The 16,535-nt window shown below is 48.1% G+C and carries 7 protein-coding genes; 6 read left to right on the top strand and 1 reads right to left on the bottom strand.

Annotated elements, in window-relative coordinates:
• Positions 1-19: 19 nt before the first annotated feature.
• Positions 20-550, bottom strand: a complete 531-nt coding sequence (gene loaP, locus G9F75_RS02735) for an antiterminator LoaP (protein WP_137988078.1) — start codon at positions 548-550, stop codon at positions 20-22.
• Between the two features lie 734 nt (positions 551-1,284).
• Here loaP and fabD point away from each other — a divergent pair.
• The 6 genes from fabD to G9F75_RS02705 form a co-directional block, all read left to right on the top strand.
• Positions 1,285-3,543, top strand: a complete 2,259-nt coding sequence (fabD, locus tag G9F75_RS02730; protein ID WP_022552996.1) for an ACP S-malonyltransferase — start codon at positions 1,285-1,287, stop codon at positions 3,541-3,543.
• A 40-nt stretch (positions 3,544-3,583) separates the two neighbouring features.
• On the top strand, positions 3,584-4,564 hold the full coding sequence (locus G9F75_RS02725) for an LnmK family bifunctional acyltransferase/decarboxylase (RefSeq protein WP_014418317.1): 981 nt from the start codon (positions 3,584-3,586) through the stop codon (positions 4,562-4,564).
• A 24-nt stretch (positions 4,565-4,588) separates the two neighbouring features.
• Positions 4,589-4,861, top strand: a complete 273-nt coding sequence (locus G9F75_RS02720; protein ID WP_003153264.1) for an acyl carrier protein — start codon at positions 4,589-4,591, stop codon at positions 4,859-4,861.
• The gene (locus G9F75_RS02715; RefSeq protein WP_022552997.1) at positions 4,858-6,222 is read left to right on the top strand and encodes a long-chain fatty acid--CoA ligase; all 1,365 of its coding nucleotides are present in this window, start codon (positions 4,858-4,860) and stop codon (positions 6,220-6,222) included. The genes G9F75_RS02720 and G9F75_RS02715 overlap by 4 nt, the downstream gene beginning before the upstream one ends.
• Before the next feature lie 14 nt (positions 6,223-6,236).
• Positions 6,237-6,974, top strand: coding sequence for an SDR family oxidoreductase (locus tag G9F75_RS02710; protein ID WP_014418315.1), 738 nt, complete (start codon positions 6,237-6,239; stop codon positions 6,972-6,974).
• Between the two features lie 39 nt (positions 6,975-7,013).
• A partial coding sequence (locus G9F75_RS02705) for an SDR family NAD(P)-dependent oxidoreductase (protein WP_167408916.1) occupies positions 7,014-16,535 on the top strand: 9,522 nt, incomplete at its 3' end.

Here is a 16,535-nt window from a genome sequence, read left to right as displayed (position 1 = left end):
TGATGCTTTTTTTGACATGCTAGGGTTTGGAGAGCACTTCAATTCCGACGTTGACCATTTTGTCCAGTCCCATAAAAGACAGGCAGATTTTGGCGCGTCTTTTCCTTTTATCGATCTTTTTAATAATGCCTTCCATTCCTTTAAGAGGCCCTGAGGCAACGGTTACTTTTGAATTTTCAATATAGACTTTTGAATAATCTACAGTGTCTCCTTCTCCGATCAGCCTGATAATAGGGAGGATTTCTTCATCCGTAATTGTCGTGAAATAGGTTTTACGCTCTTTGGAATAATATGCGCCGTTATTCACGATTCTGCATGAAATGGGGAGTTCTTTGATTTTATGAAATGTCCGCTCTGTCATCTTCGTTTTAAACAGCACATATCCCGGAAACATCTTTTTGAGTGCCTCGTATTTGATTCCGGCTTTTCGTTCTGTGACTTTTTTCTTGGGTATGATTGAGTAGAGAGCCTGCTCATCAAACTGCAGACGCAGAAATTTTTGAACTGCTTCTTCTTTTCCGGACTCTACAAAAAGTGCGTACCATTTCATGACTGGATCCTCCTTAGAATAATAAGAAATTATTATACAAAGAAAGTATTTAATGGATAGTATTTAAAGTGATTAAAAATTTTTCTAATTCGTCTTTTTTTTACATAATATATGAAAATGAAAAATAAGTATAGACCCAATTGACAGAGAAGCGATGAATTTTCTTTGACATGAAAAGGGTTCAGGGAATTATCTGACATTTACCCCGAAACAATTATGCCGACTGTCCACCGAACATAAAACTGTGGAATAAATGTCAGAAAATAACGAAATAAAGCCTTGACATTATTATCTATAAATTGATATTATTCTCTTTAAATAGCAACTATTTGTTAAATTTATTAAATTGATGTAAAGCACCTATTAAATTTCAATCGCTGTTTCGGCACGTTGAAGAGGAAATAGGGATTATAAAAATGATTGTAGTGTATATATCTACATATACATGATAAGGGAGAAGTGTGCCGTCATCGCTGTTTTCGGGCATATTGGCACTGCAGCTTGTCATGAGAAACATTCAGTAAACAAGCAATATGTTTTAATATAAATTATGTTAGAAAAGGAAAACACAATGCGTTTGCGATTTTTAAACCTGTGCTGAATCGCAAACGCGTTTGTGTTTTTATTTTTATGCCGGTGTTTACACCAGTCAATATATGAAAATAAGAGACGTTTTTGTATGGAGAACCACATGTGATGTGCAAAATTGGCGATGCGGAAAGGATGAGGATAAGATGCTTACGTTTGTGTTCCCGGGGCAGGGTTCTCAATTTAAAGGAATGGGAGCCGGACTGTTTGATGAATTTCAAGATCTGACACGTCAGGCTGATGACATATTAGGCTACTCTATAGAAGAATTGTGTCTGGAGGATCCGAATCACCAACTGGGGAAAACGCAATTTACCCAGCCGGCGTTATATACGGTGAGTGCACTCAGTTATTTAAAGAAAATGAAAGAGTCCGGCAGAGAGCCTGATTACGCCGCAGGGCACAGTTTAGGAGAATATAATGCGTTATTTGCGGCCGGCTGCTTTGATTTTGAGACCGGTTTGCAGCTTGTAAAAAAAAGAGGGGAGCTCATGAGCAAGGCAGCTCCCGGAGGCATGGCGGCGGTTTTGGGGTTTACGGCTGAACAAGTAAAAGAGGTTCTATCCGATTATCATCTGACCGGCATTGATATCGCTAACCACAATTCACCTTCGCAAATTGTGATCGCCGGAACGAAACAAGACATTGAAAAAGCGGGCCCCGTCTTTGAAAAAGCCGGCGTGAGAATGTACCTTCCTTTAAATGTGAGCGGCGCCTTCCATTCCCGCTATATGAAAGATGCTGAAAAAGAGTTTGCAGATTATTTAGAAGAAACGGCGTTTTTGCCTCTTCGTTTTCCGGTGATCTCAAATCTTCATGCCGCACCTTATAAGAATGATGAAATCAAAACAAATCTGACTCTGCAAATGACCAATCAGGTAAAGTGGACGGACACGATACGCCGTCTGATGGGACTTGAAAATAATGAAATTGCAGAAGTCGGGCCCGGGGAAGTGCTGACAAAACTGACGCGTCAGATTAAAAAAGATGCCGTCCCATTACCTATGCCGAAAGAAGAGTCTGATACTGCTGATGTTAAAGCATCGGCAGCTGATTCGCAAAAAACGGCGGGAATGAGATTAGGGAATGAAGATTTTAAAAAAGATTATAACATCCAATATGCTTACATGACGGGCTCCATGTACAGGGGAATTGCTTCGGAACAGATGGTCATTAAAGCGGCAAAAGCGGGAATGCTGGGCTTTTTCGGAACGGGCGGATTGAGTATCGAACGGATCGGACAGGCCATCGGAACCATCCGGTCTGCACTGCGGCAAGGGGAAACATTCGGAATGAATCTTCTTCATCATATGATGTCACCTGACAAGGAAGTCAGAATGATAGATTTATATTTGAAAAACGGCATTCATCTTATTGAAGCATCGGCATTTATGGGCATAACCCCCGCTCTCGTGATATACAGGGCAAAGGGATTAACCAGGAATCATGACGGGTCGGTGTCAGTTCAAAACAGAATCATCGCGAAAGTATCCCGGCCTGAAGTCGCTGAGGCCTTTCTAAGTCCGGCTCCGGCTCATGTGCTGGAAAGACTTGTGTCTGATAATCGGCTGACAGCCGGGGAAGCGGCGCTTGCCAAAGAAATTCCGATGGCTGATGACATTTGCGTTGAAGCGGATTCAGGAGGGCATACCGACCAAGGGATTCCGTATACATTAATGCCTGCCATGATCAGACTCAGAGACCGCATGATGGAGAAGCACGGTTATGCGAAAAAAGTAAGAATCGGCGCAGCCGGGGGCATCGGCACTCCGGAAGCGGCTGCTGCGGCGTTTCTGCTCGGCGCCGAATTTATCGGAACCGGTTCTATTAATCAATGCACGGTCGAAGCCGGGACAAGTGATTCAGTGAAAGATCTGCTTCAAGAAGCGAACGTGCAGGATACGTCATACGCTCCCGCGGGAGATATGTTTGAAGCGGGAGCAAGGGTGCAGGTGCTGAAAAAAGGCCTGTTTTTCCCGGCAAGAGCCAATAAACTTTTTGACTTGTACAGACAATACAATTCTTTAGATGAAATAGATGAAAAAACGAAAACATTAATTGAAGAAAAGTATTTCCAGCGCAGTTTTGAAGAGGTGTATGAGCAGTTGAAACGTGATAAATCTCCTGCACAGATCGCCAAAGCCGAACAGAATCCGAAACACAAAATGGCGATGGTATTTAAATGGTATTTTTCTCATACGACAAGGCTCGCTCTGGAAGGAAAAAGCGAAAGTAAAATAGATTACCAAATTCATTGCGGCCCTGCGCTCGGCGCGTTTAATCAATGGGTGAAAGGAACCCCGCTTGAAAATTGGAGAAACAGGCATGTCGATCTGATCGGCAAACAGCTCATGGAAGAAACAGCCGGCCTTCTTGCGCAAAGGCTGGTATCGATTACAGGCTGAGTATGACCAGCCATTACATTTTTTCTGCGGAGGACAGACCATGCTGATTGAAAATCATGAATTAACGATGAGCCATGTCGGGTTAGGGAATTTGAATGAGTACGCGCTGCTGCTGTTATTCGGCAACGCACACAGTCACCATTTAACGGACGGAACGGGATTCCGGCCTGATCAGATGGCCGATCACCAAGGGCTGATTTTGTATCCGGCTTATTTTATGACACATCTCAAAGTTCCTTCAGATAAGCCTCTTGATCAGTACCGATTATGGGACGAGGTTTCCGTCGGAGTCGATATCTCCCGGTTTGGAGAAACCATATTAGAATCTGATTATTTGTTCGGGCCGAAAGGAGCGGTCAGCTCTGATAAAAGCGAGTGGGACCGGGGACGGTTTCCTTCTATGAAAGCCAATAGTTTAATTGTCGTCGACGTCACACAAACAGAAGGTTCGACCCGAAAAGTCTCAGCGCCTAAGGCTGAATGCATTGCGGAACTTTCTAAGCTAGCCAAGCCGCCTTACGCGCTGATGCGGTCAAAGAAAATCAGAACGGACGCCTTCGGTATGAAGCCGGGCAATCTCAAAACAGCAGACCCCGTTTCATATCGGGTTCCTGTTGATCAGGATGCTGCGCCGGGGCATGCCATGGTGTTTGCGAAATTCAGCAAGATAATGGATGCGGCGGAATTTGAATGGATGACGCGCCGGTCGAAGCCGGGTTTTCCGGTTTCAATCGCGCGGCATTTATTTTTGCTTGAAAGAGAGACGTATTATTACGGAAATTGTTTTGCAGATGAAGAGCTTGATATTTATATGACGGGACACATTGAAGAATGCGATCCCGACTTTCACGGTGAGTCCCTCGGTATGATCTCAGTGGCGAAAATCAGCTATCAGATTGAAGTCTATATGAAAAGAAATCATACATTGCTGGCCATTTCCAAGGTGGATAAGCTGCTGGCGGTGCCGACCTCTTCACAAGATCATATTCCGGATTATAAACGGGTCATCAGGAGTTTATAAAATGAAGAATGGAGCTGAAAGTAAATGGAACAAACCAAGGAAATGAAGCAGATCATCGCTCAAATCATTCAGGACATTCAAGAACAGCAGTCATATCGGGCCGTCGAAGCGGGAGATGATGTGAGAGTCATAGAGGATCTGGGCTTCTCATCACTGGATATCGCTCAATTAGTCGCACAGATGGAGATGGAAACCGGAGTAGATCCTTTTTCCCAAGGAGAAACGATTTCCAGCATTACAACCGTCGGCAGCATTTGTGATATTTATCAAAAATATATGGACAGTGCTCAATCATGAAAACAGAAAGCGGGGGAGATATCAGCTGGGTGACTGATAAGCTTAGGGAAACGCAAGACAGTGAGTTTCTCATTTTTAAAGGGCAGACTTTTACGTATGATGATTTGCTGACACGAATCAGCTTTTTTCAGAAAGAACTTGAACAAAACGGAATACGTGAAGGAGAATGTGTGGCGCTTATCGGGGATTATTCCCCGAACGCCATTTTTTTGCTGATGGCGCTTTTGTTAAACCGAAATATCGTTGTCCCTCTCAGTAATGAGTCAAGGGAAAAGCATCTCGATATGTTTGAAGACGCGAAAGTGAATCAAATCATTGAAATAAATGAAAATGACAGCTGGACGCTTCGTGAAGGTTTTGAAAGCGCCTCTCACCCTCTGCTTGATGATCTGCGCGAGAGAGGGGAGTCAGGCATTATTATTTTCACATCGGGAACCTCCGGCAAAAGCAAAGCATCCGTGTTAAGCGCCGGCCGGCTGCTTGAAAAATATAAAACGGCGAAGAGAAAACCGCTGCGTACGCTTATTTTTCTGAAATTGGATCATATAGGCGGCATTAATACGCTGTTTGCGATTCTGTTTAACGGGGGGACGATCGTCACATCAGACAGCAGAACGCCGGAGTCCGTTTATCAGGCGGTCGACAAACATGCTGTCCAAGTGCTCCCCGCCACCCCGACCTTTTTAAACATGCTGCTGATGTCCAAGGCGGATGCCGGATATAACCTCTCTTCACTCCGGCTGATCACTTACGGCACAGAGCCGATGCCCCAATCAACGCTGCGCGGCATCCACCGGCTGTTTCCGGATGTACGGCTGAAACAAACATACGGATTAACTGAACTGGGTATATTCTCAACGAAATCAAAAGACAGCCAATCCACTTGGATGAAAGTGGGCGGTGCCGGAACAGAGACCAAAATTACCGGAGGCACGCTTTGGGTCCGTTCTGAGTCGGCGATGCTCGGCTATTTAAACGCACCGTCACCCTTCGATGAGGACGGCTGGTACGACACCGGTGACCAGGTGGAAACAGACGGCGAATATATAAGAATTCTCGGAAGAAAGAGTGAAATCATTAATGTGGGCGGAGAGAAAGTGTTTCCGGCAGAGGTGGAAAGCGTCTTTCTGGAGATACCGAATGTCCGGGATGTTCTCATAACGGGCAGAAAAAATCCGATTACGGGCGAGATTGTCGCGGCAGAGGCCGTGCTTGAAAAAGAGGAAGATATCAAATCTTTCAGAAAGCGGGCCGTAGCTCATTGCAGACAGAAGCTGCAGCCATATCAGATACCGCAGATCATCTCTGTTACAGATCGGAAACTGTCTAATGATCGATTTAAAAAAATAAGAAACGTGTAAAACAGGAGGCAAATATGAATAACGGAAAAGTAGCGGTCGTCAGCGGAGGAAGCCGGGGGCTGGGAAAAGCGATTGTACAGACGCTTTTGGATGAGGATTACAAAGTAGCCGCTTTCAGCCGCAGTGAATCTGATTTTATTAACACATTGAGAGAGAGTGAAAAGTACCGCGGCCGCTTTTATTGGGAAGCGGCGGATGCGGCGGATGCTGCCGCCATGAAACAGTTTGTTCTTCAAGTATACCGCAAGTTTTCCAGAATAGACGGCTTGGTCAATAACGCCGGTTTGAACCTTGATCAGCTTCTGCCCCTGACCAATGATGAAGACATTGACCGCATCCTCAATCTGAATATCGGTTCAGTCATCAAGCTGACCCGAAACGTTTCCCGGGTCATGCTGAAACAAAATTCCGGATCAATCGTTAACATAAGCTCCATTATCGGCTCAAGAGGATTTAAAGGCACTTCAGTCTACAGCGCATCCAAAGCGGCTCTTGACGGCTTGACGCGAAGCCTGGCCAGGGAGCTCGGGTCTAAAGGAATCCGTGTCAATTCACTTGCGCCCGGTTTTGTGGACACCGATATGACGAAAAATATGCCGGAAAAACAAAAATCGCAGATTATCAGAAGGACGCCGATGGGACGTTTAGGCGAAACAGACGATATGACCGGACTCGTTCGTTTCCTGCTTTCTCCTGAATCGTCCTTTATGACCGGACAGACAATTGCGATAGACGGCGGATTAACTTGTTAAAGCACAGAAAAATTCTTTTGTACAAGGGATGGTATCCTCATGAAATGTATTAACGAATTTTTAAGAACGGTAATAGCGCAAAAGCTGGGTGCCGAGGTGACCGAAGCAGAAGATAAAACCGCTTTTTTTACTCTTGGCGTGACGTCTCTCATCAGTGAAGAAATCATGACTATATTGCATAAAGAATTTACCGGCCTTTCTGAAACGCTGCTGTTTGAATATCCGAACATTGAGAAATTGAGTGAGTTTTTAAGTGCGCAGAAACGAAATCCCGAAAGCGTTCTTGAATTCAAAGAAACGGAGCCTGATACGGGAAGCCGGCAGGAAGAAGAATTGCTTCCTGTACAGGCGGCTGAAAAGGTGCCTGAACCGGGAACGGACGGGAGCTCTGATATTGCGGTTATCGGAATGAGCGGGATGTTTCCGAAAGCGGAAAACCAGCATGATTTTTGGAACAATTTAATAGAAAATAAAGATTGTGTCTCCGAAATCCCAGAGGATAGATGGGACAGCTCTTATTACTCGGAAGAGAAAACGGCAGAATACGCGTCATACAGTAAATGGGGGGGTTTTATTGATCATCCGGATCAATTTGACCCGCTGTTTTTTTCTGTTTCCCCGTGGGAAGCTGATTTAATGGACCCTCAGCAGAAATTGTATGTCACGTGCTGCTGGGAAGCGATGGAGGATGCCGGTTACGGGAACCCGGCGGCGAGGCCGACGGATCAAATCGGTGTATTCGCCGGAGTGACCTGGAATGAATATTCATTAATTGCACACGAAGAAGGTTTCCTCAAAGATCAGTACAAAGGCCCCGGCTCCTTATATTGGGGCATTCCGAACCGGGTTTCTTATTTCCTTGATCTCCATGGCCCGAGCATCGCTGTTGATACGGCGTGTTCTTCATCGCTTGTCGCCGTCCATCAGGCTTGTCAGGCCATTATGTCGGGCGACTGTGAAATGGCGCTGGCCGGAGGCGTCAACCTCAGCTTACATCCGCAAAAATACATGTTTTTAAGCCAATCGCATTTTCTGTCTTCTGAAGGAAAATGCCGCAGTTTCGGTGAAGGCGGAGACGGTTACGTGCCCGGCGAAGGCGCGGGAGCCGTTTTATTAAAACCATTGAAAAAAGCGATTGCGGACAAAGACCACATCTACGGTGTCATTAAGGGGTCCGCCACTAATCACGGCGGCAAAACGACCGGGTATACGGTGCCGAATCCGGAAGCGCACCGGGACCTGATTTTATCCGCTCTAAACAGAGCCGCGGTAAGTCCGGCGGATATCAGCTACATTGAAGCTCACGGAACCGGCACGGCGCTCGGCGATCCGATTGAGATACGCGGCCTGTCTATGGCATTTGATAAACAGACCGATGAGAAAAATGACTGCGGAATCGGCTCGGTGAAATCCAATATCGGACATTTGGAAGCGGCTGCAGGGATCGCCGGTTTAATCAAGGTGCTTTTAAGCATGAAACATGAAACGCTTCCCGCCAGTCTGCACTCCGAGGAACTGAACCGCAAGATTTCTTTTTCTGATTCGCCATTTTATGTCGTCCGAAACAACCGGCCGTGGCCGGCTGAAGGAGATAAACCGAGAATCGCCGCAATCAGTTCATTCGGCGCAGGAGGCTCTAATGCCCATCTGATCGTAGGTGCTTATCAGCCAAAACGGCAAGCGGACGGGAATACTGAGCAAAAACCTCATGCCGTCGTATTAAGCGCACATTCCGAACAGCAGCTGAAAGAATATGCCGGGAAATTGAGCTCTTTTCTTACCCGATTGGAAAACCCGTCTTCTGCCGGCGGATACAATCTGGAAAATATCGCTGCCACCCTATTGTCAGGCAGAGAGCCTTTCTCCTTCCGGCTTGCTGTCATTGCGTCATCCCTTTCTGAGCTGAAACAGCGATTGGACGGATTTGTAAGCGGTCACAGCGACGGCAGGCATATGTACTTCGGAAAAGCGTCACCCGGGCGGCCGGACGTTTCAGGCCAGACCGTTTCAGATCCTGAGAAATTTGCCGCGCTGTGGGTGAAAGGCCTTCAAGGTTGCAAAAAGCCGGAAACGCCGTATCAGAAAGTTCCGCTTCCTACGTACCCATTTTTAAAGGAAACGTCCTGGCTGACCGATCAAAAAAAGCGGTATACAAAAAAGCCCCAAAATACCAAAAGGCGTGAAGCGCTGCATCCTCTGCTTGATGAGAATATTTCATCCGCCCGGAAAGGGACGTTTCAAAAGATATTTTCCAAGGATGAATATTTCTTTAAAGATCATTTAGTGAACGAAAAATATGTGCTTCCCGGAGTCTGTCATCTGGAAATGGCGGCATACGGCGCGGGATTGTGGGGAGAACGCCCGGTCGTCTCTCTTCAAAGTGTGTGGTACATGGAGCCGATTGTGACAGGTACAGACCTAAGATCCGTCATGATAGAGTTTGAAGCGGAAAAAGAGCGTATAAGCTATGTCATTAAAGAAAAAGGAGCGGACGGCATCCTCTTTTCGCAAGGAGAAGTGATTTGTAAAGAAAAAGGAGCGTCTTTTGAGGCCCCGGCTTTTCAGCTCCCGGCGCCATTTGCGCAGAGAACGGAGCCGAAAGACATCTATCACTCGTTCTCTGAGGCGGGAATCGTGCAAAAGGACAGTTTTCAGGTCATCCGCGAATTCTCTTATACAGAAAGGAAAGCACTGGCCAAATTAACGCTCCCGTCACACTTGGAAGCCGATTTTAAACAGTACATCCTACATCCGTCCTTAATGGATGGCGCTGTTCAAACTGCAATGGCGCATGTGCTGCAATTTCAAAAAGAGCCTGCGCTTATCGTACCGTTTTCCTTCGGAGAAATACAGCTGCTTGAACCGTTAGCGAAAACCTTATTTGTGCATGCGGAGGTAAAAGCGGCCTCCGTTCACCAATTTGATCTGCATATTTGTGATGAGCGCGGCGTGCTGTTGGCGGCAGTGAAAGATTTTATCATAAAAGAGGTGCAGGAAAGCGCCGGATTTAACCAAAAAGCCGGCGTCACGCCGAAGAAAAGCCGTGAAACGGAATTGCTTATGACACCGGTTTGGAACACCGTCACCATTCCGGAAACCGGCATGCCTTTCATGCGTGAAGAAAAAATAATCGTCATCGGGGCCGGGCCGGATTTTCAGCAGGCTTTGAAAGAGATGTATTCCGATGTCCGTTTTCCGGACATCACTTCTTTGGACAGCGCGGAACAAATGGCTGAAACACTGAAAGCGCAAGGCTCTTTTCAACACATGATATGGGCGGCGCCGGATCATCCCATTCCATCCGTTTATGATGCGGATACGGCCGAGGGACAGGAGCACGGGGTCATGCAGCTTTTCCGGCTGGTAAAAGCGCTTCTGCTTCTGAATTTTGACACGGAACAACTATCATTGACAATCTGCACGTTTCAAGCACAGCCGATTCATGAACATGATGAGGTCAATCCGAGTCATGCAAGCATACACGGATTAGCGGGGGCGCTCGCAAAAGAATACACCAATTGGAGCATCCGGCTTCTTGATTTGGAATCTCAAAGGGGAGACCGGCATCTTCCTGATGTCTTCTCTTTACCGGCGGACCCCGAGGGAAATCCGTGGGTCTTTCGCGCAGGTCAGTGGCACCGCCAGCAATTGGCCGTCTGCCGGCCTTATGCAGATGAGCCTTCATTATACCGGCACGGCGGGGTTTATGTGATTATCGGCGGAGCAGGCGGAATAGGAGAAGTATGGACTGAATATATGATTCAGACCTATCAGGCGAAAATTGTCTGGATCGGGAGACGGAAAAAAGATACACAGATTGAAAGAAAGCTGAAAAGACTTGCAGCTTTAGGTCCCGCACCGCAATATTTCAGCGCGGATGCTGCGGATTATGACTCTCTCAAACGGGCGTATGACACCATTGTGAAGGAAAATGGAAAGGTCCGCGGAATCATTCATTCCGCCATCGTGTTATCAGACCGAAGTTTTGCCAATATGGAAGAGGATCAGTTCCGCGCTTCACTTTCTGCAAAAACTGATGTGAGCTTGCAGATTGCCCGGGTAGCTGAAGGGGAACCCCTGGATTTCTTGCTGTTTTTCTCTTCGATGATGTCGTTTCAAAAAGCGCCGGGACAGAGCAATTATGCCGCCGGGTGCACGTTTAAAGACGCTTTTGCTAAGCGGATCTCACAAAAAGCGCCGTATGCTGTAAAAGTTGTCAATTGGGGCTTTTGGGGAAGTGTCGGCGTTGTCGCTTCAGAACAATACCGGAAACGGATGGAGCGGGACGGAATCGCTTCTATTGAGGCGCCCGAAGCGATGAAAACGCTGGAAACCCTGCTTTCCGGACCTCATGACCAGTTGGCGCTGATTAAAACGACAGATCCGCTTTTTATGAAGGACGATCTGAAAGAACAAGTAACGGTTTATCCGGAAAAGATTCCTTCCGCACTCGGACAATTAGCGGTTAACATCATGCAGAATGACGAAGCTGAACGGTTAAAAGCATCAAGTGTCATGAGCTGCATGAGAGAGATGGAATCCCTTATTGAAAAAATGCTTGTATCAACCCTTTATGAGATGGGAGCCGGGCTTGATCAGGCTTTGCCGTTATTTCAATCGGCTGCCGGCATAACGGAACAATACAGCAGATGGCTGAAAGAGAGCTTTGTCCTCCTGAATACATTAGCGCTTGCTCCGGAAAAAACGGATTTAGGGCAGGTGTGGGAGGAATGGGAGCGGAAAAAAGAGACTTGGCTTCGCCAGAAAGACATGAAGGCGCATGTCAGATTGGCAGAAGAGACATTGCGTGTGCTTCCAGACATTTTAACCGGTAAGCTTCCGGCAACGGAAGTGATGTTCCCTGACTCCTCCTTCCGTCTTGTGGAAGGCATTTACCGCAATAATATCATTTCTGATTTTTTCAATGACAAGCTTGCTGACACATTGATTGCAGTTCTGCGGGAACGTCTGGCAAAAGACCCGCAGGCGAAAATCCGCATCTTAGAAATCGGAGCCGGAACGGGCGGGACGAGCGCCGCGGTCATGAGAAAATTGAAACCGTATGAAGCGCATATTGCCGAATATTGTTTCACGGATATTTCTAAAGCATTTCTTTTACATGCGGAAGACATATTCGGTCCGGAATATCCTTATGTCACTTATAAAATATTCAACGCTGAGCAGCCGGTATCAACAGAAGCGCCGGACATCGGCACGTATGACGCAGTGATCGCGACCAATGTGCTTCATGCGACAAAAAATATCCGTTCTGCGCTGCGCCATGCGAAAGCAATGCTGCAAAAAAACGGCCAGCTGTTTATAAATGAGATCAACAGCCGCACCATATTCAACCATGTGACGTTCGGCCTTCTTGAAGGCTGGTGGCTGTATGAGGATCATGATTTACGGATTCCGGGCTGTCCGGGGGTTGAGCCGGCCGGCTGGGCGGAAGCGCTTTCGCTTGAAGGATTCGTCCATCCTCTGTTTCCGGCTGAAGCCGCACACGACTTAGGCCAGCAGATTATAGCGGCTGAAAGTGACGGAACGGTCAGGCTTGCCCTCCCGCAGGCGTCAGAAGAAAAGCCGGAGCGCCGTCCGTATGACGCAGATGGTCTTTCGGATGATACCTTGCATTTCAGCCTGAGAGAAAAAAGCGTTGAACTGATGAAGAAGGTCATCGGTGAAGCGCTTAAAGTGCCGGCGCATCGTCTTTTATCCCATGAACCTTTAACCGCATACGGATTGGATTCCATACTGGTCGTCAGACTGACCAACGCGTTAAAAGACGTCTTCGGTTCTGTCAGCAGCACTTTGTTTTTTGAATATCAAACCATTGATGAGCTTGCTGATTACTTTCTGTCTTCCCGTAAAGAAGCACTCGAGCGGCAATTCGGGAATGGACCGGCTCATCCCGAAAACGCCGGACGGGTGCAGGCTCCCGCAGAAAGCGCCGCGCCGATTCCAAACGTAAGAGAACGGGGCATCACATATCTGACGGAATTAATAGGAAAAACGCTGAAGATTCCGAGCGGGAGAATGGATCCGTCGGTTTCCTTAACCGCATACGGTTTGGATTCTATTCTGGTCGTCCGGCTCACAAATGCCTTTCGTAACGTGTTTGACCAAATGACCAGCACCCTCTTTTTTGAATATCAGACGATAGAAGAAATCGCGGATTACCTGCTTCTTTCTCAGCGGGGAGCATTTATGAAAGCGATGGGTGTGCGTGAGGAGCAGCTGTCTGATCACACAGATAATCTGAATGTAAAACAAAACAAGATTCCTCAAAACGAGGAAGGCAGCAGGACGAACGGAGATCCCTCTATCCAGGATATCGCTGTCATCGGTCTGTCAGGCCGGTATCCGGGCGCCGATCACGTTGATGAGCTGTGGGAAAATGTAAAAGCCGGCAGGCATTCTATTACTGAAGTGCCGAAAGATCGCTGGGACTGGAAAACGTTTTATAACGAGGAACGCGGAAAATGGGGGTCCATTTATTCAAAATGGGGCGGTTTTCTCGATGACATTGATACATTTGATCCGCTGTTTTTCCGTATATCTCCCGCGGAAGCTGAAAGGATGGATCCGCAGGAAAGGTTGTTTCTGCAGACTGCTTATTCAAGCATTGAAGATGCGGGGTACACCCCGGCCACGCTTTGTGACAGCCGGAAAATCGGAGTCTTTGCCGGTGTGATGAACAGCAATTACCCGACAGTTCCCAGCGACTGGTCTATCGCAAACAGAGTATCGTTTTTGTTCAATTTCCAAGGGCCGAGTATGGCTGTGGATACCGCATGCTCTTCTTCTTTAACAGCTGTCCATCTCGCTATAGAAAGCCTGCGGAGCGGAATGAGTGAAACAGCGATTGCCGGCGGAGTCAATCTTATCGTTGATCCGGCCCACTATGAGCGGCTGTCCGCTTTTTCAATGCTGTCTCCCGGTGATAAATGCAAATCTTTCGGAGACAGTGCGGACGGTTTTGTTGACGGTGAAGGAGTAGGGGCGATTGTGTTAAAGCCGCTTGCTCAAGCGGAGAAAGACGGCGATCATATTTACGGCGTTATCAAAGGAAGCATGCTGAACGCAGCAGGCAGGACAAACGCTTATATGGTGCCGAATCCGAAAGCGCAGTTTGATCTGATCGCAGAGACGTTGAAACGGACAGACATTCACCCGAGAACGGTCAGTTACTTGGAAGCGCACGGAACGGGCACTGCGCTCGGTGATCCGATTGAAATCGACGGGTTAACGAAAGCTTTTCGCCTGACAACAGAAGACCGGCAGTTTTGTTCCATCGGTTCCATTAAATCAAATATCGGACATTTAGAAAGCGCTGCCGGGATTGCGGGGATCACCAAACTGCTTTTGCAATTGAAACATAAGACGATTGCCCCTTCGTTGCATGCGGCGGAATTGAATCCGAATATTGAGTTTGAGCACACTCCGTTTTTCGTACAGCAAAAAGAAACGGAATGGAAACGACCTGTCTTGAATATCACGGGTGAAATGAAGGAATATCCGAGAATTGCCGGCATTTCCTCGTTTGGAGCAGGAGGTTCAAACGCGCATGTCATCGTTCAGGAATATGTGCCGTCTGACAGCCTGAAACCAATGGAAAAAGTGCTCGTTTCTCCGCAAAAACCGGCTGTTATCATTTTATCAGCGCGAAATGAGCAGCAATTGACAGAGCGCGCCCGCCAGCTTCTGGATGATGTCATAAGAAAAAAACGTTCTGACGGGGATTTAGCCAAGATCGCCTACACGCTTCAGACGGGAAGAGAACCGATGGCTGAGCGGCTTGCATTTACGGCCGAGTCGATAGAAGAACTGAAAATGAAGCTTATGAGTTTCTCAAACGATCATAATATCGACCATGCTCATATCTGGCGGGGCAGGACAGCCAAACATCATTCATTGGCGGCTTCGCTCACTTCTGATGAAGATATGGCGCTTACCATAAATGCCTGGCTGAAAAAAGGGAAATACGGAAAGCTGCTTGACCTTTGGGTTAAAGGACTTGACGTCGATTGGTCAGCTCTTTATCAGCGCAACCCGGGCCGTATCAGTCTCCCGGCCTACCCTTTTGCCAAAGACCGATATTGGGTGACAAAAGCTGATGTGTCACTTGACAAAACAGGCTCAGCGGAAAGTGAGAAAGCAGCCAGACTTCACCCGCTGCTCCACGCGAATACATCGACCTTTACCGCCCAGCGTTTTACTTCTGTTTTTTCAGGGCATGAACCGTTTTTTGCCGATCATATCGTCAATGGAAAACCGGTGCTTCCGGGCGCAGCTGCTTTAGAAATGGCCCGGGCCGCCGTTACACTTGCCGCTGAAGACTTGCCCGGCGGGAAAACGGGTGTCCGGCTCAAACAGATTGTTTGGCTCCGGCCGGTGACGGCGCTTTCTGAAGGAGTGACGCTTCATGTAAAGCTTCAGCCGGAAGAAAACGGAGACATCGCTTTTGAAGCGTATGCCGAAGGGGAAGAGCCGCTTGTCTTTTTCCAGGGAAAGGCCGTGTTCGAAGAGACGGAGCGTGCTCCTGTTCTCGATGTGGAAGCGGTTCAGGCGCGCTGCGGCGGCCGGCGCATGTCAAAGGCTGAGTGTTATGAAGCGTTCGACAGCCTCGGCATCACCTACGGACCGTCGCATCAGGCGCTTGACGCCGTCTATGCCGGAAACGGAGAAGTGCTCGCGAAGCTCACTCTTCCGCCGTCCGCCCGCGAAGAAAAGGAGCCGTTCATCCTGCATCCAAGCATGCTGGACGCCGCCCTTCAGGCTTCTATCGGTCTTGTGCTCTCAGACGGTTCCGCGTCCGGACGGTCGTTTCTGCCGTTTGCCCTGCAGGATATGCAGGTGTTTTCTGCGTGCCGGGAGACGATGTGGGCGGTGCTTTCCTCAGCGGAAGGCGCCTATCATATTGAGCTGTGTGACGAAAACGGCGCGGTATGTGTCCGATTGACGGGGCTCACCGCCCGTTTTCTGGAAGAGGACACGGAGGAAAAACCGCTCTTGCTTCAGCCAAAGTGGCAGGAATCACCGCCGGGTGAGGGAGGCGGACAAGAAGCGTCTTTCAGATACGTGACGCTGTATGGCGGAATGAATGCTGAGGACATAAGCGGCGCCGTATGTGCGGCTGACGGCGAAGGACCGATTGAAGACCGTTATGACGCCTGCGCGGCGGAGCTGTCAGCGATCGTCACGCGTCTTATCAGAGAAAAACAGAAGGGAAAAACGCTGATCCAGCTTCTTGTCCCCGACAGGGGGGAAGACAATGTATTGGCGGGGCTGGCCGCTTTTCTGAAAACGGCTCACCTTGAACATCCGAAGCTGTACGGCCAAGTCATCCAAGCCGATCCGGACGAGTCAGCATCATCGCTTCTTGCCAAGCTGAAAGAAAACCGGGCCCATCCTGAACAAGCGGAAATCCGTTATGAAAACGGCAAACGTCTCGTCAGAAACTGGCGTCATCTGCCGGCCCCTCAAAGCGGTACCGTTCCGTGGAAAGACGAAGGGGTCTACCTCCTCACCGGGGGAGCGGGCGGCATCGGACTGATTTTC

The sequence above is a fragment of the Bacillus sp. EKM208B genome (assembly GCF_011800725.1).
Lineage (GTDB): Bacteria > Bacillota > Bacilli > Bacillales > Bacillaceae > Bacillus > Bacillus velezensis.
This window is presented reverse-complemented; position numbering and strand designations above follow the sequence as displayed.

Bases quoted from the DNA above. Each gene is read 5' to 3' on its own strand.
- G9F75_RS02725 (WP_014418317.1), top strand. From the start codon at position 3,584: ATGCTGATTGAAAATCATGAATTAACGATGAGCCATGTCGGGTTAGGG.
- G9F75_RS02710 (WP_014418315.1), top strand. From the start codon at position 6,237: ATGAATAACGGAAAAGTAGCGGTCGTCAGCGGAGGAAGCCGGGGGCTG.
- G9F75_RS02715 (WP_022552997.1), top strand. From the start codon at position 4,858: ATGAAAACAGAAAGCGGGGGAGATATCAGCTGGGTGACTGATAAGCTT.
- fabD (WP_022552996.1), top strand. From the start codon at position 1,285: ATGCTTACGTTTGTGTTCCCGGGGCAGGGTTCTCAATTTAAAGGAATG.
- G9F75_RS02720 (WP_003153264.1), top strand. From the start codon at position 4,589: ATGGAACAAACCAAGGAAATGAAGCAGATCATCGCTCAAATCATTCAG.
- loaP (WP_137988078.1), bottom strand. From the start codon at position 550: ATGAAATGGTACGCACTTTTTGTAGAGTCCGGAAAAGAAGAAGCAGTT.